This window comes from Elusimicrobiota bacterium, assembly GCA_016722575.1.
Lineage (GTDB): Bacteria > Elusimicrobiota > Elusimicrobia > FEN-1173 > FEN-1173 > JADKIY01.
Window position 1 is genome coordinate 1 of sequence record JADKIY010000004.1, and the last position, 17,031, is coordinate 17,031.

The window sequence follows — 17,031 nt, forward strand, 5'->3', positions numbered from 1 at the left end:
TGCGTCAGGGCAGGTTTGTGGGAAACCGGGACAAGCGCCGCAGGGCGTCGGGGTTTAGGAGGGCGATCCGTTTCCAGCCCGTTCGGATCCATCCGCGTTTTTTGAAATCGGACAAGGTGCGAATGGCGGTTTCGGGAATGCAGCCCACGAGTTCGGCCAAGTCTTCCCGCCGCACCCGCACCTCGGCGCCGGGGGCGGGCAGGAGCATCAACAGAAGGTGGGCAAGACGTTTGTCGACGGGTTCCAAAGGCCCGGGCGCGCATGTCCTGGGCGTGCCGCAAATGGTCCCCCACCTCCCCATGGACCGCCCTTGAAAAATCCGGGTGCTGAGACATCAACCGGAAAACCGCCGCGGGAGAACGAGCACTTCGGCGTCCTGCAGGGCATACACGCTCACGGGGTAGGGTCGGCGGTCCAGCAGGGCGATGACGCCGCAGAGTCGCCCGGGAACGATCAGGTCCATGGCCGACACCCGCTCGCCCTGGGAAAATTTCAACGCCTTAAATAGGCCCGACAAAACCAGGAAAGCCGCCTCCCCGGAATCTCCCTCCTGAAAAAGCGAGGCCCCGGCCTTCACCCGTCGGCGGACAAGCGTGGGCAAAAGATCGGACCGCGTCCCGGTCGGCAGGGCGCCCAGGGCCGACGACGGGGGAAGTCCCTCGGTCGATGGAGAGCGCCGGGGGGTCAAGGCCGCCTCCGCGCCCATCGCTTGGCGGTCAATACCGCAAGAATACGCTCAGGGTCCCGGACACCGACGCTCACGGCAATGTCGATGCCGTGAAGAGTGGAGAAATGAAACAGGCGTCTCAGAAGCGGCGTGGAAAGTACGACGGCCAAAAAGAGCGCCGATCCGCCGACCACGGCCCAGAGGGCGCGGTTGGGGGCCCGCCAGCGCGCCCAGGTCGACTGGGTCCAGGAGCGGTTGGCCAGGATAAGCCCCGCGTTGGCCGCCATGAGCGTGGTGAAGGCCAGGGCCCGGGCGTCCAGCTCCCCGTGACCCCGACGAAGGGCCAGGGCGAACACCGCGAACACCGCCGCGAAAACGCTCACGCCTTGGGCCAGGCTCGGGCCCAGGGTGTCCCACCCGAACAGGCGGTCCGTGGTTTTCCGGGGGGGGCGTTGCATGGCGTCGGGCTCGGGCGGTTCGGCCTCGAAGGCCACGGAGCAGGCCGGGTCGATGACCAAATGCAGGAAGGCGATGTGGATCGGCAACAGGACCAGGGGCCACCCCAGAAACACCGAGGCCAAGGACAGCCCGGCGATCGGCACGTGAATGGCCAGGATGTAGGCCATGCCTTTTTTTAAATTGTCGAACACCCGCCGGCCGCCGGCGATGGCGCTCACCAGAGAGGCGAAATCGTCGTGGAGCAGAACCAGGCCCGCGGCCTCCCGGCCACGTCGGTTCCCCGCTCGCCCATGGCCACGCCGATGTGGGCGCCTTGAGCGCCGGCGCGTCGTTCACCCCGTCGCCGGTCATGGCTACGATCTCGCCGTTGGCGCGCAGGGCCCGGATGAGCCGCAGTTTGTGCTCCGGCACCGCCCGGGCAAAGAGCGTTCACCCGACGCAGGCGCTCGGCCAGCGCCTCCTCGGACAGGGCGTCGATCTCGGCCCCGTCAAGACCTGGTCGGCGTTGGACAAGCCGATGGCCCGGCGACGCTTTGGGCGGTGCCGGGTAATCGCCCGTGATCATGGCCACCCGGACGCCCGCCCGACGGCATTCCTCGATGGCGGCGGGCACGTCTTTCCGAACCGGGTCGGCCAAGGCGATCAGCCCCAGGAATTCAAAATCGAAATCGTGCTGGAGGTCCGGCAGGACATCGGCCGTGAAGGAGGATTTGGCCACCCCAGGAGGCGGTATCCTTCCGGGCGTGTTCGTCCACCCGTCGACGAAGAGCCTCGAGACGTTCCGGCGGGAAATGACACAGGTCCGCGACGGCTTCGGGAGCGCCTTTGGCGGCGATGACGAAGCGCCGCTGGTCCGGCGATGTCCACACCTGGGACATGGCCAGAAGGTCCCGGGAAAGGGGGTATTCCTTGACCAGCGTCCAGTCCCCGTGGAGATGTTCGGTGCGGGCGAGAAATCGGTCGCCCAGGGCGTGAAAGGCTTTTTCCATGGGATCGAAGGGATTTCGCGCGCTGGCCAAAATGCCGAACTCGAGAATTTCATGGAAGGATTCCTCGAGGTGTTTTCATCGGGGGAATGTCGAAACGGAGATCCCCGGCAGGAGGCGCTGAATGTCCATCCGGTTTTCCGTCAAGGTGCCGGTTTTGTCCACGCACAGCACCGTGACGGCGCCCAGGGCCTCGACGGCGGGCATCCGGCGGGCCAGGACGCCCCGCTTCGAAAGGCGCCAGGCGCCGAGGGAAAGGAAAATCGTGAGGACCACGGGAAACTCGTTGGGCATGAGAGCCATGGCCAGGCTGAGGCCCGCGAGCACGCCGGTTAGCCAGGCGCCCCGCCAAAAGCCGGTCACCAACACGACCGCCGCGCACAAAACCGCGCCCACGATGGCGACCACTTTCACCAGGGAGGCCATTTCGATTTGCAGGGGGCTGGGACCGGACTCGGCGGATTCCAGGGCCCGGCCGATTTTGCCGATTTCCGTGGCGGCGCCGACGCCGGTGACGCGCACCAGGCCCTGCCCCTGAACCACCAAGGTCCCCGCGAAAACGTAGGGGGAGCCGTCCCCGGCGGTGGTCGGCGTTTCGCCGGGGACCGCCGCGCGGACGTCTTTTCGAACCGAAACCGATTCCCCCGTGAGCAGGGATTCGTCCACGGCCAGGTGGGAGGAGGAAAGCAGAATCCCGTCGGCGGCACCCGATCCCCTCGGCCAACACCAGCAGATCGCCGCGAACGACGTCCCGCCCGGCCACGCGCCGCTGGGCCCCGTCCCGAATCACCAGCGCCCGGGGACTCGACAAATCCCGCAGGGCCTCAGAGCCCGTTCCGTTTTCCCTTCCTGGAAAAGCGTGATGCCCATGATGAAAACCACGAACCCCAGGAGCATGGCCGCCTCTTGGCCGTCGCCCAGGGCGAAATAGAGAGGCGCCGCAGATCCAGCAGGAGGAACATGGGTTCCCGGAAAACGTCCAAGGCCAGGGCGGCCCACCCTCGACGGTGGGAAGACGGCAGGTCGTTGGGGCCTTCGCCCGACGGCGGGTTTCGGCGGCGGCCTGGGATAGGATTCAAATTCCGGGGCACCGGGAAGGCTTTGGCGGGCGTGGCAGTCATGGGGGCATTGTAGCTCTCTGCTCGACGGGCGGAAACAGCGCCGCGCGGATCCCGGCTGTGGGGAGGGGGATTTGGTATAATGCGATTTCCGGATTTTCCTTTGAGTTTCATTTGTGTCCGGGCTTTCCCGGCCAAAGTGGCGGGGATGGACCAATAATTTGAAAATGAGGGTCATCCACACCAGGGCTGTGACCGAGGCGTGGGAGCCGAGGAAATGGTTGGAGCGCGCTAGCGCGCAAACCGCCCCTGCCAGAGACGCAGGGGCTGGATCAGCAATTGAAAAGGCCCGGGAGGGGGGGGGGGGGGGAGGGGGCGCCCACAGGCTGGATCAGCAATTTGAAAATGAGGGTCATCCACACCAGGGCTGCCCCTGCCGAAGACGCAGGGGCTGCCCCGACCATTTAGGGTGAACCTCTTTGTAGGACGGGGCTGCCCCCACGGAAAGCTTGGGGACTGCGCCGACTACTCATCACGAAGTGACGGGGCTGTAGCTCAGCTGGGAGAGCGCGTCGTTCGCAACGACGAGGTCGAGGGTTCGATCCCCTTCAGCTCCACATTTTGTCCGTAGCGAACTGAAAAAGAGGGTCCGTTCCCAACAGGGGGGCGGGCCTTTTTTCTTTTTCGGGGGGGCGAACGGCGGGCGGGGCGGAGAGGCCGGGCGTGGAAGCGGAAGAAGGCGATCCCGTCGCCTCTTTTCCGTCGGGAGAGAGCCCCCAGCGGAAGCGGACCGTGATGTTGTCCTTTCCGTAAATCACCTTTTCGATGCCTTGCCGAACGGCCAACGACTTCTCAATCCCGGTTTTGCGCGCGCAATTTTTCACATGCCTTTCGAGTGCTTCTTGGAGGATTTCGGGGGTCAGCCCTTCCAGGGGTTCGGTCGGTTCGAACCCGTTTTCAGGGGGCTGATGCAATTGGTTTTTGACCGAAAACAGCATTTGTTTGAGGTAAACAGGGTCTCTGGACAGTCGTGCGAGGTTCTGATGGATGGTCTGCTCCAACCGGGGGGCGCTGATTTGGCGGGTGGTGCATGCTTTCCAACCTTTGTGGTTGGTGGACGTGCAACGGTAATAAAAATAGCGCTGTGGGCCTGACGTGTTTTTCTTGGTCGTATGAGTGGGGCTCATATGGGATCGGCATTCTCCGCACTCAATGAGCCCGGCATAGGGCAGATGGTGGTAGGGGGCTCCGGTTTTGCGGCTGTTTTGGTTCTCCTCACCTAAAAGGGCCTGGGCGTGGTTGAACAACTCCTCCGAAATAATCGCCTCGTGAATACCGGGGAGGATTTTTCCTTTGTAGGTGGTTTTTCCAGCGGCGGCAGGGCTTTTTAAAACCCGCCAGACGAAGTGATCGGACAGCGTGGACCGCTCGTGCCACAAATCCCGGAGGGCAAGCGTAACCTGGTGCGCCGTGCCGAGCTCAACATATTTCTCAAAAATGAAACGCACCACGCGGGCCCGTTTGGGATCAACGAACAGTTTCCCCTCAACCTTTTTGTAGCCGTAGGGCGGAGGGCCGCCGTTGTAAAGGCCCCGCATGGCCCGCTGGGCGCATTTGTCCCGGATGCGCTCGGAGGCCAGCTCCCGCTCGAACTGGGCAAAGGTCAGCATGATATTGCGAAGAAGGCGGCCCGCCGGGGTGGAGGTATCGAAGCGCTCCGTCACGGAGATAAACCCCGCGTTGTGTGTCTCGAAAAGTTCGATCAGCTGGTAAAAGTCGCGGGGGGAGCGGGTGAGGCGGTCAATCTTGTAGGTAATCACCATGTCGATGAGCCCGGCCCTGATGTCGGCGGCCAATTTGTGAAGGGCCGGGCGGTTCACGTTTGCGCCCGTGAAGCCTGGATCAGAGTAGATTTTGGCGACGCGGAAGCCCTCTTGACTGGCGATGAATGACCTGATGCGGTCCTCCTGGGCCTCGCAGGAATTGAACTCGACCTCCGCTTGTTGGTCCGTTGAAACGCGGGTGTAAATCGCGCAGCGGGTCAGGGCGGGGGCGGATTTCTCAGCAAGCACTGTTTGCATGGCATGGCCTCCAGGTAGGGGAGTCGGCGGCGCTCGGTTCGCGCCATTTCGAACTCGTTGAGTAAATGCAGAAGGTGCTCGGCCAAATGGGAATCCGTCTTGGCGATTACGGTTATCAACTCCACGGCGGCCTCCTGCGGGGCGAAAGAAAACCCCCTCGGGTGTCCAGGTCGGCCGCTGGGCCTTCCCTCCGAGGGGGCAAAACGGCCCCGCGAGACCTGGACATTAATACTATACCTCCTATACCTTATATTCGTCAAGGGCCCGCTATCTTGTAACCTCTACCAATGCCGAACAATAAACCCTACGACAAAGGCGGGATCGTTTATTACCAGAGGAAGGGCCTGAAAAAAAGCGTAATCCTGCACCTCTCCCCCGAAACCCACAAAAAAATTAAATACATGGCCTGGCTTAAGGAAACATCGGTTCAGAAACTCTTGGCGAAGACGATCGAGGCGTTGGTCAAGGACATCAATTTTAAAGGCAAGGCCGGGCCCGTTTAGGAGAATTGACCCCTTCGATTCGGGCGGCGTTTCGGGGTTTGCCACCCGCCCCGCCGGGGAGGGTAGGGAGGGGAACCACTTCGGGGTTGCGCGCGCGGGGTTGGGATTGAGAAGTCGTTGGCCGTTCGGCAAGGCATCGAAAAGGTGATTTACGGAAAGGACAACATCACGGTCCGCTTCCGCTGGGGGCTCTCTCCCGACGGAAAAGAGGCGACGGGATCGCCTTCTTCCGCTTCCACGCCCGGCCTCTCCGCCCCGCCCGCCGTTCGCCCCCCCGAAAAAGAAAAAAGGCCCGCCCCCCTGTTGGGAACGGACCCTCTTTTTCAGTTCGCTACGGACAAATTGTGGAGCAAAATCAGTCGGCCGCAAACCATCGACCTGAACGTGCCCAATATATCACATGGCTACTGGGAAAACTACGAGCTGACCGGCGACTACAAGCTGCGGCCCACCTTATAGGGGATCGGTGTATCGACCTGTTGCGAATGGAGGGGGGGGCCGATGGGCCCCCCAACCTGCCGCGTGTGTAGGGGGGGGTGCGGAGATCGACCAACCATTGCGGCCGGTGGTGCCGCCGCCGAGGGCGTTACTTTTTCGACCGCTATACCGGGCCCTTTTCCGTTACTGAATTATTCAATCCATTTCCCCTTTGAAAGATAGTGGCAAGGGGTTGATCTTTGCCGCGGAACCTTCCGCCATCGGCGGCGGTGTTGGGTGGAAAACCCCCGCGCGAGAGCGCGGCGGCCGGGAAAGAAAAAACCCCGCCAACGGCGGAGAAACCCCCGGCGGTTGGTTGGAGAAAAGAAAGAACACACTGCGGTTGATTCGTTCGTTGAAAAAAACCCGGACGCGCCCCGCTGCGGTTGGACGGAAAAACAGGGTCGCGGCCCGCGCGTCGGCCCGAGAAACCCGCGCCGCCGCCCGGCCCGCTCGGTTTGTGGGTGGACTGGGACGCTGCCCGCTACGCTTGAAAACCAGAGAACCCCTGGTCGCCCCGCGCCCGCACGAGGAACGTGCGCGGTCGCCGGGCTTGGCAAGTTGGGCCGTTGGACGCTACCCGCTGCGCTGGAACCCCATCCGCCCTGTGAGCCGCCGTCGTGGCTACGCCCCGTCGTCGGCCTTGCCTGGCCTGGGGTCAAGGCCGTTGGCCTCGCCCCTCCCCTCGGTCGCGCGCAGGTTCAAATTCTTCAATCTTTTTCTTGGTTTTGCCCCAACAAGCCCGACACGTGGAACGTGGCGGGTTGGTGGGGCGGTGTGGTAACATGGTCGAGGTGTAAATCTTCTGAAGGGGGGCACTTCTTTTGAAGAGCATCCAAGCATGGTTTTTGAGCCTGATTCTGTTGGCTCCCCTTCTCCACGCGGGGGGCTACGAGCATCCTCTCCAATCCGGCGGCGGCAATCCCTCCACGAAATCCGATTTTCCTCAACGTCTCTCTCAGTTCATCTCCTCCAACGGCAAAGGATCTACCGGGGAGGAGCTTCTAAAAAGTTACTTCGCCGACCGGCGAAACCTGTATTTCCCTGATCTTGTCCTGGCCTTTGGTAAAAATGAACCCAACCCCGTAATGTCGCTTTGGCACCGGGGGCGAGCGGTGGAGCGCCTTTCCAATGAAGCGTTTTTGTATGTGGCTGTTTTTGTCGAAGAGGGTGCACCGGTTTTGAACCAAAAAGCAGTTGTTATGGACCCGCCCGTCATCATGGCGGGGGATTCCCGGGATGTGTGTTTTAAAGAGCCGAGCCAGTTTCAAGTTCGGTTGGAGGGGCTGGCGTATGAAAAGGAAAAAGACTCCGGGTTGAACGCCATGGAGGTTATTAAGCTTTACACAGGGAAGGAACCCCAACGGTACGGCCAGCGGCCTTTGGAAGGTGTCTGCGCGGCGGTGGATATGAGCAAGGCCGAACCAATCCCCGGCACGACAATTCGGAAGACGATCATTAAGTTCCCCTTGGAAAAAGAGGCCGTGTATCGGCTAAGCGTTCATCAGACGGGGAATGAACAAAGCAGTGATTTTCACTTTTCAAACATGCGCCTGTCCTGGTTCGGCGCGGGGGTGGGGGCCGGGGCGACGAACAAAAGCGACACGTTCAAAAAGGCGACGGTGAAGCCCTACATCTTCGCCCATCTGTACGTTTCCAAGTTCCAAAATGAATGGAACAGATCCCTGGCAATCGTGGCGGGGATTCCCATTGAGAACAAAGTTCAAGAAGCCATGGTTGGTTTGCGATGGAGCCCCGCCAACGAATGGACAAGCCCGGATTTTTCCCGGTTCGGCTTGATTGTAGGAAGCCAGTATCACCGCCCGGTTGATGAATATGCAAATCAACGACAATGGCGATTTTTCGCGGGGGTTGATTACAAGTTATGAAACGGCCCCAAAAAGAAAAACCGCCCGTCCCTCCCAAACGCCGAGTGGAGCTAGATGTCCTGCGGCTTCAAGGCCAGATTGAGGGATTAAAAGAACGGTTTGGCTACGCCGATTGGCGAAAGATTCTGATATTAGCGGTTGGGATTGAAGGCGCGGCAGACCGGCTGATTCGGGATTTGGTGGCGATGCACCTGGATGCCTGGGGAGATGGAGTGCCCGTCGAAAAAAAGCTAGAGGTCGACGAAATTCTTAAGATTGTTTTAAGGAGAATGTGAAAGCAAATGGCAAAACTGAATGAAAAGGGAAATATTCTCGCAAACTGTGTTTATTGCGATGGGGCATTAACAACTTTCATTGTGGACAAAACGGGCGTCTCAATAACGAAAGGGAGAAGGCCGAATTCACGCATGATTGAGTCTGATGTCGACATCCAACACCGGTTTTTTACTTGCAGTTCATGTGGATCGGGGGCAGTTGGTTCAATCAGAATGAAATTTGAAAGAGCGCAATACCCAGATGGGATCGAATCTCTGATTTATTTTTCACCAGAAACCATAGAGTTATATCCTATCCCCCGAACCGTCCCAGATGAACTTGCCCGAGAATTTCGAGAAGCAGAAAGATGTTTGGGGAATGAGACGTATCGAGCTGCCGCAGCACTTTTCCGATCAGTATTGGAAAAAACACTAAAAGCGAATGGCTACAACGAAGGGGTTGGTCTCGGGAAGAAAATTGACCTTGCCGCCAACGATGGGCTGATTACCGAATCTAGGAAAAAGTTGGCGCAAGAAAACATTCGTGTTTTAGGAAATGATGTTCTTCACGATGAATGGCGGGAAATTAGTGAAAGTGAAGTCCAAGAATCACGAAAATACTGTCAAAGGATACTCGAAGATTTTTATAGCGATCGAGCAACCGTTGAACGTATCTTAAAGTCAAAGGATAGATCGCCCGGGGAAAATGTCAAAAAATGAACTATTGACGGAAAATAGTTACACAAAACTATTTTCCGATCTGCGGAAATTGTGGGAGGTGGGAAAGGCCCGGGCGCGGTCGGCGGTTAATTACCAGTTGTTGGCCACCTACTGGGAAATAGGTGGGCGGATTGCCATGGAAAATCTGACGGCCAATGTTGGATATGAAAAGGCGGTCTTGGCTCGACTAGCCAAGGACATGCAGACCGATGTGACCACCCTTTACCGTTGCATCCAGTTCCATGGCGTATACAAAGCTGTTCCCCGGAGTGATTTTTTAAGTTGGAGCCATTACCGCGTCCTCCTGGCAATTAAAGATTCGACCGAGCGGCGAAAATTCAGTGACCTTGCCGAAAAAAACCGTTGGACTCGGGATCAATTACTGGAAGCGGTGGAGTCCGCGGGAAAGGATGTCCCCACCGATGGGTCATCAAAGAAATTAAAGCGCCCAACAACGGTTGGCTATGTTTTTAAAGGGATTGTGCTTGATGTGGTTGACGGCGACACATTGGTGCTCGATATTGATTGTGGTTTCGATATTAAGAAGAAGCAACGCATTCGGTTGTCAGGGATAAATTCACCGGAAATCAACACAACAGAAGGCCAAGACGCGGCGACATTTGTTCGAAATCAACTGGCCCAAGCCCCCTTTGTTGTAGTCCGGACCACAAAAGTTGACATCAACGGAAGATTCTTGGGAGATGTGTTCTATAGCTTTGACTCAAAGGCCAACATAGAAGAAGTGTATCGCGGGGGGCGCTATTTAAATCAGGAATTATTGAGCAGAGAAATGGGAGACCGAATGTGAAACAGCAGGAAATAGAGAAAAAGATTGAGCAGGGGAATGCCGGGGAAAAGGCAATGTATCATTGGTTGAATGGAGCCGGTTTATCCAACTTATACGTGAACCAAGACCCCGATACATACGCTAGCCTTTTCAAGAAGGATGTTAAAAGGCCCGCCCTTTTTTGACTACAAGCGGCGCGTCAAGATCAAGGCCCCCACTTGCAGGGGCGTCTCGCGTGTGTTAGGCTCAGGGAAGATGAGAAAGTGGATTTTTCTGTTCATGCTTTTAGGTTTTGGCAATGATATGGCCTTGAACAGCGCGGCGGCGGACTGCCACGGCGCTGTTCCCGTCTGCCATACTTGCACGTGCGTCCATCTCGTCAACAACCCGGATTCCAGGCTTCACCAAGTCATCCCGTCCACTCCGCACGTCGTCCGCGTGGACGCGGACTTGCTGGACTTCCTGTCCGACAAGTCCATTTTTCACCCCCCTAAAGTCTCCTCTTAACCCGCTTCATCTCCACCAATAATATCCCCTGTCCGGCCACCCCCGAGGGCCAGACGGCATTCTGAATCCATAAAGGAACCCATGAAAAATTTATTCGTCGGGCTTCTGCCCTTGTTCATATTCCAGGTCGTCCGCGCGGACGAGCCCTCGTGTCCGTCCTTCGCCTCACCCCAGGACGTCCTGGCGTGCGTCCAGAAAAACCACCCGGACGTTCTCCGCGCCGAGGCCGAGGCCGCCAACCTCGATGCTTTCGATGCCTTCGCCCGCCAGCGTCCCAACCCCGAGCTCGACGCGGAGGCCGTGTCCAACAGTGAAGAGGATGAGGCCGCCCTTTCCGCCGAAGCCGCTTACCTCCATACCTTCGAAATGGGCGGAAAACGCCGACATCGTCTGGATCGCGCCAGGGCGCAAAAAGAAGCGGTGATCGCGCGGGTGCAGAAGACGCGGGAGGAGGTGACCCTTTCCGCCGTCCTCAACCTCTATCGTCTCAGGCATCTCCAGGACGAGCTCCACGCCGTGGAGGAGGCCCAGAACACCTTCGGCACCATCATCGGCCAATACAAAAACCGCCGCCAGCTCTCGCCCGAACAGCAAGTTTCGCTCAACGTCTTCCTCCTTGCGCAGAGCGACTACACCCTGCGCAAATCCCGGCTCCTGCAGGAGCAGCGGGCCTTGAAGCGGTATTTCGATCTCGCCACCGGCGCCGACTTCCCCACGATCCTCAAGGCCCTCCCCGAGCCCAAGACCACATGGCCCGGTCTTACCGCCGCACCGACGATTGCCGGGGCGCTCCGCAAGGAGGCTCAGGCCGACCTCGCCCTCGCCCAAGCTGAATTGGCCCTGGCCGACAGCGACGCCCGGCCCGATCTCAAGCTCGGTCCCAAGGTGGGGATGGAATCCGGACGCGGCCGGAAGAATCGGTCCTTGGGCGGCGCGCTCTCCCTGGACCTTCCTCTTTATCAACAGAACCAGGGTGCCCGCGCCTTGGCGCGCACCGAGGCCCGTCGCGCCGAAGTCAACCTGGCCCAACGCGATCGCGAACTCTCCACGCAATGGCAAACCTGGTTTGAGATCTATCAAGACGCCGTCGCCTCCCTGCGTGGCATGCCCACGCTGGAGCAGATGGAGAAGAAGCACCAGGGCATGGAGAGCCTTTTCGAGCGGGGCCTCGTCCAAAGCGCCCTCGTCATCGAGGCCCACCGCCAAATGACCGACTTCGCCGAAAGCCTCAACGCTCAGGAGCTCCGCGCCCTGGAAGCTCTCTGGTCCATCTACGTTTTGGAAGGCAGTGCCCTTCAGGAGGGACTATGAAACTCTTTCTTTTGATCCTTTGCCTCGCTTTGCCTCTCGGAATTCGGGCCGAGAAACTCCCCCCCGTTCTTCAGGAATCCCCTGCGGAAGAGAGCCACAAGGACCATGAGAACGGGGGTGAGGGCCGGCATGAGGAGGGCGAAGAACACGACGACCAACGGAAAGAAGGCCACGAAGAGGGGGAAGAGGAAGCCTCTTCCGGCGTTGGCCCCGGCAACGCCGTGACGGCCACCGACGCCGAGAAAGGCCTTCAACTCGCCGATGAAGCCGTCAAGACCTTGGAGATCAAGACCCAAGCCGCGCCCGAGGAGTTTACGCTCCCCAAATCGGCCATTGTCACTTTTAAGGACGAGACCGGTGTCTATCGTCTGCGGGATGGTTGGTACAAGTTGATTGAGGGCGAGGCGCGACCGCAGGGCGTTCTTGTCCGATTCATCCCGCAACGGAAGAAGGACCTCCGCCCCGGCGACACAATCGTCGTTGAGGGCGCTCCGCTCCTCCGCGTTGCCGAGCTAGACGCTTTTTCTACCGGCGAAGCCGGGCACGGCCACTAGATTTTTAGGAGACCCTCATGATCGAAAAACTCGTCAGATTTTCCGTCAATAACCGGGGCCTTGTCTTTGCTTTGGCCCTCATCCTCGCGGGCCTGGGGTGGACCAGCTTCCAAGCTCTGCCCATCGACGCCGTGCCCGATATTACCAACAATCAGGTCCAGGTCAACACCGCCGTCGAGGGCCTCACCCCCGAGGAGATCGAGCGCTATATCACGGTTCCCATCGAGAACGGCATGGGCGGCCTGGCGGACCTCGTTCAGACCCGCTCCATCTCCCGGTTCGGCCTCTCCCAAGTCACGCTGGTCTTCGAGGACTGGGTGGATATTTACCGTGCACGCCAGATGGTTTCGGAACGCCTCCAAGGCGTTGTCCCCGAACTCCCGGAAGGCATCCAGCCGGGCCTTGGCCCCGTCACCACGGGTCTGGGCGAGGTGTACTTCTACACCCTTCAGGCCTCCACGCCCGCCGTTGGCGCCGCCCGTGTCGCTCAGCTCATGGAACTCAAGAGCGTCCAAGACTGGTACGTGAAACCCCGTCTCCTCACGGTGCCCGGTGTTGCCGAGGTCAACAGCATCGGCGGTTTCGAGAAACAGTTTCACGTCCAACCCAACATCCGCCAAATGGCGCAATACGGCCTCCACTTCAACGACCTCATCGGGGCCCTGGAGAACACAAACCGCAACGTGGGCGGCGGTTACATCCAGCAGACGGGTGAGCAGTTCCTCGTCCAAGCCACCGGCCTCCTTAAGGACGCGGAAGACATTCGCCATGCACCCATCAAGTCTCTGGAGTCCCTCAAGACGATCCGCATCGGCGATGTGGCCCAGGTCCAACTGGCCACGGAACTCCGCACCGAGCCGCGCTCGTGAACGGCCGGGAGGATATCGTCGGCACGGCGCTCATGCGCCTGGGCGAGAACAGTCGCGTCGTCGCCCACCGCGTGGCGCAAAAAGTGGCGGAGATAAAGAAGGGCCTCCCCGAAGGGGTCGTCCTTAATGTCCTCTACGACCGCTCTGTCCTGGTGGACGCGACCCTGGGAACCGTCGAGCACAATCTCGTCACCGGCGCCCTGCTGGTCATCGTCATCTTGGTCCTCCTCCTGGGCAATCTTCGGGCCGCGCTCATCACCGCCGTCACCATCCCGCTTACGCTTCTCATCACCTTCATCGTGATGAATCGCATGGGAATGTCCGGCAATCTCATGAGCCTGGGCGCCCTGGACTTTGGCATTATCGTGGACGGCGTGGTGATCGTCATAGACAACTGCGTCCGGCGGGTCCACCAACGCAGCATGGAACTACACCGTGCGCTCAAAAAGGAAGAGCTGGCCCGCACCATCGAGGAGGCCACGCTCGAAATCCGGCAGTCCGCGGGGTTCGGCCAACTGGTCATCGTGGTCGTTTTCCTGCCCATCTTCGCCTTCACCGGCGTGGAGGGCAAGATGTTCGTCCCGATGGTGGGGACCTTCTGCATCGCTCTCTTGGCCGCCTTCGTCCTCTCCTTCACCATCGCCCCGGCCCTCGCGAGCCTCTTCCTCAAAGGGGACGTGGGGGAGAAAGAGCCATGGCTCATGCTCAAGATCAGGCGCGCTTATGAGCCGACGCTTAAATTATTCCTCAAGCATCGTCCCTGGGTTCTGGCCTTGGGGGCCTTTTCCATCCTCCTCGGTGGATTTCTTTTCACGCGTCTGGGCGGCGAGTTCCTTCCTCAATTGGACGAAGGGTCCCTCGCCATCCAATTCGTTCGCCCCGGCACCATCAGCATAGACCAATCCGTGGCCCTCCAGGAGAAGACCGAAGCCGTCATCCGGGAGTTCCCCCAGGTCAGTCACGTTTTCAGCCGCATCGGCACCGCTGAGGTCGCCACCGACCCCATGGGCGTGAACCTCTCGGACACCTTCATCCTCCTCAAGGACAAGGACGGCTGGGAACCCATCGACGGTCGGAAGCCCTCGAAGGCAGACCTCTCGGACGCGCTCGTCGAACGGCTCCGGCGAAAAGTGCCGGGCCAGCGTATGCTCCTCACCCAGCCCATCCAGATGCGCTTCAACGAGCTTTGGAGGGAACCCGCGCGGACATCTCCGTCAAAATCTTCGGCGACGACATGGACCTCCTGTCGGACCTCTCCGGGAAGATCAAGTCCGTCATAGATAAGAGCCCGGTGCCGGCGACGTGGAGCTGGAGATCCGGGGGCAAGTCGCCGCTCTTGCATGTCGAACCCAACTCGAGCCGCCCCATTCCCTGGCGTCTCCAACCGCGAGGTGCTGGAGACGGTCGGCACCGCCGTCGGCGGCCAGGAAGTCGGCGTCATCTACGAGGGGATGAAACGCTTCCCCATTGTCGTACGGCTGAACGAAAGGACTGCTCCGACTTGGACGCCCTAAAGACCCTCCCCGTCGGCATCTCCGCCAACTCCACCGTCCCCCTGGCCGAGGCGGCGAGCCTCCGCTTCACGGACACCTTCGGCGCCTATTCCCGGGAGATGGGCAAGCGCCGGGTCGCCATCCTCGTCAACCCGCGCGGCCGGGACACGGAGGGCTTCGTGGCCGAAGCCCGGAGGAAAGTTGATGAAGCCGTCAAAATACCGTCGGGCTATTTCATCGAGTGGGGCGGCAACTTCAAGAATCTCCAGCAGGCCAAGTCCCGCTTGGCGGTCTTGACGCCCCTCGTCCTGGTTCTGGTGCTCGGCATGATGTACATCGCCTTCCGCAACGTCTACGAGACCTTCTTATCTTCTCCTGCGTACCTTTACGCTGGTAGGGGGGCGTCCTGGGCCTCATGCTGAACGGCCTGCCCTTCAGTATCTCCGCCGCGGTGGTTCGTGACGCTTTCCGGCATTGCCGCATTGAACGGGGTGGTCCTCATCAACTGCTTCAACGACCTCCACCGTGAGGGCGTCAAGGGTCAAGACTCATTCACCAGGGCACGGACTTTGAGAATTCGTCCCGTCCTCATGACGGCCCTGGTTGAAATCTTCGGGTTCTTGCCCATGATGCTCTCTTCCGGCGTCGGCTCCGAAGTCCAGCGTCCCCTAGCTTCCGTTGTCATTGGCGGCGTCGTGTCTTCAACGCTCCTGACGCTGGTGGTCCTTCCGGTTCTAGTGTCCCTGCTCGAGAAGAAAATCTGGAGCGAAAAAGAGGTGGAACTATGAAAGAGATTAAGGCTGTTATCAAACCCCACAAGGCGGAAGAAGTGCTCCGAGACCTTCACGCCATTTCCAACCTCCCTGGCTGTACTGTTCCAGGTCAAAGGCTACGGGCGTAGCCCCAAAAGCCCCAACGACGATGTATTGGAGTCGGACGAATGGACCATGCTTGAGCTTGTCGTTTCTCTGACCGAATGGTGAAACCGAGCTCAAGACCATCCAATCCCGCGCCCATACCGGGAACAAGGGGGACGGCAAGATCTTCGTGATCGAGGCCGTGGACGCCCTTGCCATCCGCACGGGCAAACGTGGAGATGAGGCCATCTAAAGATGGACCGCTTGAAACGGGTCTGGGTCGGCGTCACGCACGCCCTTAAAATCCTGGCCGACTCCACGCTTCGCAGGGAAACACGAGAGCAGTTTCGAGCGGATGTAGCGGGAGTGGTGGATACTCTCCCGACGCCGCCGCGCGCAAGCCTGGATTCGTGCTCACAGGAAGGACTCCGCCGCCTCCAGGGCAAGGAGCCCACGCCCCGCTCGTCCGGCCGGAGCCCAAGATCGGCCGCAACGACTCCTACTTGCGGCAGCGGGAAGAAATATAAAAGTGCTGCGAGACTCCTCATGAGTTCATGCCACGACCACGACTGCCCTTCATCGCCCCTGCGGGAAGATCACATCCGCGTCCTTAAGATCGTCCTCGCCGTCAACCTCGCCATGCTCATCGAGGCCGCGGGCGGCCTGTTTTTCCGTTCCGTGGCGCTCCTGGTGACCTATGGACATGCTTGAAGACGCGCTGGTTTATGCCGTCAGCCTGGTACGTCATGGACCGAAGTTCCCGATGGAAGGCTGGGGCGGCCCTGGGGAAAGGGACTCGTCATGCTGCTCCTGAATCGGGCGTCCTGGGACAAACGGTTCACCATGCCTTCTCAGGTGTCGTCCCGTTCGCCGGGGCATGGTGCCGTGGCGTCGCCGCCTTGGCTGCCAACGCTCTCTGTCTCCTCCTGCTTTACAAACACAAAGACGACGATAGGGAACATGCGCTCTACTTGGCTCTGCCCCGCAACGACGTGCTTGCCAACCTGGGCGTCACGCTCCGCTCGCCGCCCCGGTTCTCTGGCTCGGTGCCTCCGGCCGGACATCGCCAACGGGGCGTCATCGCCGCCATGATCCTGATCTCCTCCATCGGCATCTTGAGGGAAGCCCTCCACGAGTTGGAAGGAAAGCAGGCCTGATGACCTATCACCTGACGGATATCATGTGGAATCATGTGGATGAAATGCCGGAAGGAATGGGGTTGCTGAAACGCAGATCGGATAGATTTTATTTTTGTGAGTTGTGGGCGGGTGCGTTATTCAGCGCCCGCCTTTGTTTTTGGGGGTAGGTGATTGGCCCCTCGGGGGTGTGGGGGCACGCAAGCCCGGCAGCCTCATAACTTGCCCAAGGCCGGCCCGGTTTTGTGTATGGGCCGGCTTGGGGAGGGGGGCAGGTTCTTGGGCAGCTGCCAGCGGTGACGTGCGGGCGGTGCAATGCCTGCACGGCGGCGCACGGACGGCGCTTGCAGAGGCCATCGTCAATCACGGGACCTAGTGACCTCTAAAAGCGAACTCGATCAATGGACAATGGAGGTGCCGTGG

Annotated in this window: 21 protein-coding genes, 1 tRNA gene and 1 pseudogene; 16 read left to right on the forward strand and 7 right to left on the reverse strand. The window is 59.8% G+C overall.

Annotation, left to right across the window (positions count from 1 at the left end; genetic code table 11):
- Window positions 1-4: 4 nt before the first annotated feature.
- From IPP68_08820 to IPP68_08845, 6 genes and pseudogenes are all read right to left on the reverse strand, one after another.
- Window positions 5-247 (reverse strand): winged helix-turn-helix domain-containing protein, encoded by a 243-nt coding sequence (locus IPP68_08820; GenBank protein MBL0350462.1) that lies wholly within the window; start codon window positions 245-247, stop codon window positions 5-7.
- Window positions 248-334: 87 nt separating this feature from the next.
- The gene (locus IPP68_08825; GenBank protein MBL0350463.1) at window positions 335-688 is read right to left on the reverse strand and encodes a cyclic nucleotide-binding domain-containing protein; all 354 of its coding nucleotides are present in this window, start codon (window positions 686-688) and stop codon (window positions 335-337) included.
- Window positions 685-1,344, reverse strand: coding sequence for a cation-translocating P-type ATPase (locus IPP68_08830; GenBank protein ID MBL0350464.1), 660 nt, complete (start codon window positions 1,342-1,344; stop codon window positions 685-687). The genes IPP68_08825 and IPP68_08830 overlap by 4 nt, the downstream gene beginning before the upstream one ends.
- 91 nt (window positions 1,345-1,435) lie before the next feature.
- Window positions 1,436-1,537, reverse strand: a pseudogene (locus IPP68_08835) (HAD family hydrolase).
- Between the two features lie 245 nt (window positions 1,538-1,782).
- Window positions 1,783-2,145 carry a hypothetical protein gene (locus tag IPP68_08840; protein MBL0350465.1) on the reverse strand — a complete coding sequence of 121 codons (363 nt, stop codon included), beginning with the start codon at window positions 2,143-2,145 and terminating at the stop codon, window positions 1,783-1,785.
- 45 nt (window positions 2,146-2,190) lie between these two features.
- Window positions 2,191-2,778 (reverse strand): HAD-IC family P-type ATPase, encoded by a 588-nt coding sequence (locus tag IPP68_08845; protein ID MBL0350466.1) that lies wholly within the window; start codon window positions 2,776-2,778, stop codon window positions 2,191-2,193.
- 936 nt (window positions 2,779-3,714) lie between these two features.
- On the opposite strand from IPP68_08845, the gene IPP68_08850 reads away from it, so the two are divergent.
- Window positions 3,715-3,787 (forward strand) — tRNA-Ala (locus tag IPP68_08850).
- On the opposite strand, the gene IPP68_08855 is transcribed toward IPP68_08850, so the two are convergent.
- A complete protein-coding gene (locus tag IPP68_08855) occupies window positions 3,779-5,251 on the reverse strand; it encodes a recombinase family protein (GenBank protein ID MBL0350467.1) in 1,473 nt (490 codons plus the stop codon). The genes IPP68_08850 and IPP68_08855 overlap by 9 nt on opposite strands.
- 287 nt (window positions 5,252-5,538) lie before the next feature.
- On the opposite strand from IPP68_08855, the gene IPP68_08860 reads away from it, so the two are divergent.
- The 15 genes from IPP68_08860 (at window position 5,539) to IPP68_08930 (ending at window position 16,629) form a co-directional block, all read left to right on the forward strand.
- A complete protein-coding gene (locus IPP68_08860) occupies window positions 5,539-5,754 on the forward strand; it encodes a hypothetical protein (protein MBL0350468.1) in 216 nt (71 codons plus the stop codon).
- 117 nt (window positions 5,755-5,871) lie between these two features.
- The gene (locus tag IPP68_08865) at window positions 5,872-6,213 is read left to right on the forward strand and encodes a hypothetical protein (GenBank protein MBL0350469.1); all 342 of its coding nucleotides are present in this window, start codon (window positions 5,872-5,874) and stop codon (window positions 6,211-6,213) included.
- Between the two features lie 1,133 nt (window positions 6,214-7,346).
- Window positions 7,347-8,120, forward strand: coding sequence for a hypothetical protein (locus IPP68_08870; GenBank protein ID MBL0350470.1), 774 nt, complete (start codon window positions 7,347-7,349; stop codon window positions 8,118-8,120).
- A complete protein-coding gene (locus IPP68_08875) occupies window positions 8,117-8,395 on the forward strand; it encodes a hypothetical protein (GenBank protein ID MBL0350471.1) in 279 nt (92 codons plus the stop codon). Before IPP68_08870 ends, IPP68_08875 begins: the two co-directional genes overlap by 4 nt.
- Before the next feature lie 6 nt (window positions 8,396-8,401).
- Window positions 8,402-9,094 carry a DUF4145 domain-containing protein gene (locus IPP68_08880; protein ID MBL0350472.1) on the forward strand — a complete coding sequence of 231 codons (693 nt, stop codon included), beginning with the start codon at window positions 8,402-8,404 and terminating at the stop codon, window positions 9,092-9,094.
- A complete protein-coding gene (locus IPP68_08885) occupies window positions 9,081-9,902 on the forward strand; it encodes a thermonuclease family protein (GenBank protein MBL0350473.1) in 822 nt (273 codons plus the stop codon). The genes IPP68_08880 and IPP68_08885 overlap by 14 nt, the downstream gene beginning before the upstream one ends.
- A 567-nt stretch (window positions 9,903-10,469) precedes the next feature.
- Window positions 10,470-11,699 (forward strand): TolC family protein, encoded by a 1,230-nt coding sequence (locus IPP68_08890; protein ID MBL0350474.1) that lies wholly within the window; start codon window positions 10,470-10,472, stop codon window positions 11,697-11,699.
- The gene (locus tag IPP68_08895) at window positions 11,696-12,253 is read left to right on the forward strand and encodes a hypothetical protein (protein MBL0350475.1); all 558 of its coding nucleotides are present in this window, start codon (window positions 11,696-11,698) and stop codon (window positions 12,251-12,253) included. Before IPP68_08890 ends, IPP68_08895 begins: the two co-directional genes overlap by 4 nt.
- Window positions 12,254-12,270: 17 nt before the next feature.
- Window positions 12,271-13,122 (forward strand): efflux RND transporter permease subunit, encoded by an 852-nt coding sequence (locus IPP68_08900; GenBank protein ID MBL0350476.1) that lies wholly within the window; start codon window positions 12,271-12,273, stop codon window positions 13,120-13,122.
- Window positions 13,119-14,402, forward strand: a complete 1,284-nt coding sequence (locus IPP68_08905; protein MBL0350477.1) for an efflux RND transporter permease subunit — start codon at window positions 13,119-13,121, stop codon at window positions 14,400-14,402. Before IPP68_08900 ends, IPP68_08905 begins: the two co-directional genes overlap by 4 nt.
- A gap of 221 nt (window positions 14,403-14,623) precedes the next feature.
- Complete coding sequence (locus IPP68_08910; GenBank protein MBL0350478.1) at window positions 14,624-15,037, forward strand: efflux RND transporter permease subunit; 414 nt, start codon at window positions 14,624-14,626, stop codon at window positions 15,035-15,037.
- Window positions 15,038-15,073: 36 nt separating this feature from the next.
- Entirely contained in the window at window positions 15,074-15,403 is a 330-nt protein-coding gene (locus tag IPP68_08915) for an efflux RND transporter permease subunit (GenBank protein MBL0350479.1), read from the forward strand.
- A 211-nt stretch (window positions 15,404-15,614) separates the two neighbouring features.
- Window positions 15,615-15,725 carry a hypothetical protein gene (locus IPP68_08920; GenBank protein ID MBL0350480.1) on the forward strand — a complete coding sequence of 37 codons (111 nt, stop codon included), beginning with the start codon at window positions 15,615-15,617 and terminating at the stop codon, window positions 15,723-15,725.
- Between the two features lie 293 nt (window positions 15,726-16,018).
- Window positions 16,019-16,183 carry a hypothetical protein gene (locus IPP68_08925; GenBank protein MBL0350481.1) on the forward strand — a complete coding sequence of 55 codons (165 nt, stop codon included), beginning with the start codon at window positions 16,019-16,021 and terminating at the stop codon, window positions 16,181-16,183.
- A 188-nt stretch (window positions 16,184-16,371) separates the two neighbouring features.
- The gene (locus IPP68_08930) at window positions 16,372-16,629 is read left to right on the forward strand and encodes a hypothetical protein (GenBank protein MBL0350482.1); all 258 of its coding nucleotides are present in this window, start codon (window positions 16,372-16,374) and stop codon (window positions 16,627-16,629) included.
- Window positions 16,630-17,031 lie beyond the last annotated feature (402 nt).

Excerpts from the sequence above, each read along its gene's own strand:
- IPP68_08855 (MBL0350467.1), bottom strand. The coding sequence starts at position 5,251 with ATGCAAACAGTGCTTGCTGAGAAATCCGCCCCCGCCCTGACCCGCTGC.
- IPP68_08890 (MBL0350474.1), top strand. The coding sequence starts at position 10,470 with ATGAAAAATTTATTCGTCGGGCTTCTGCCCTTGTTCATATTCCAGGTC.
- IPP68_08900 (MBL0350476.1), top strand. The coding sequence starts at position 12,271 with ATGATCGAAAAACTCGTCAGATTTTCCGTCAATAACCGGGGCCTTGTC.
- IPP68_08885 (MBL0350473.1), top strand. The coding sequence starts at position 9,081 with ATGTCAAAAAATGAACTATTGACGGAAAATAGTTACACAAAACTATTT.
- IPP68_08860 (MBL0350468.1), top strand. The coding sequence starts at position 5,539 with ATGCCGAACAATAAACCCTACGACAAAGGCGGGATCGTTTATTACCAG.
- IPP68_08875 (MBL0350471.1), top strand. The coding sequence starts at position 8,117 with ATGAAACGGCCCCAAAAAGAAAAACCGCCCGTCCCTCCCAAACGCCGA.
- IPP68_08895 (MBL0350475.1), top strand. The coding sequence starts at position 11,696 with ATGAAACTCTTTCTTTTGATCCTTTGCCTCGCTTTGCCTCTCGGAATT.
- IPP68_08925 (MBL0350481.1), top strand. The coding sequence starts at position 16,019 with ATGAGTTCATGCCACGACCACGACTGCCCTTCATCGCCCCTGCGGGAA.
- IPP68_08880 (MBL0350472.1), top strand. The coding sequence starts at position 8,402 with ATGGCAAAACTGAATGAAAAGGGAAATATTCTCGCAAACTGTGTTTAT.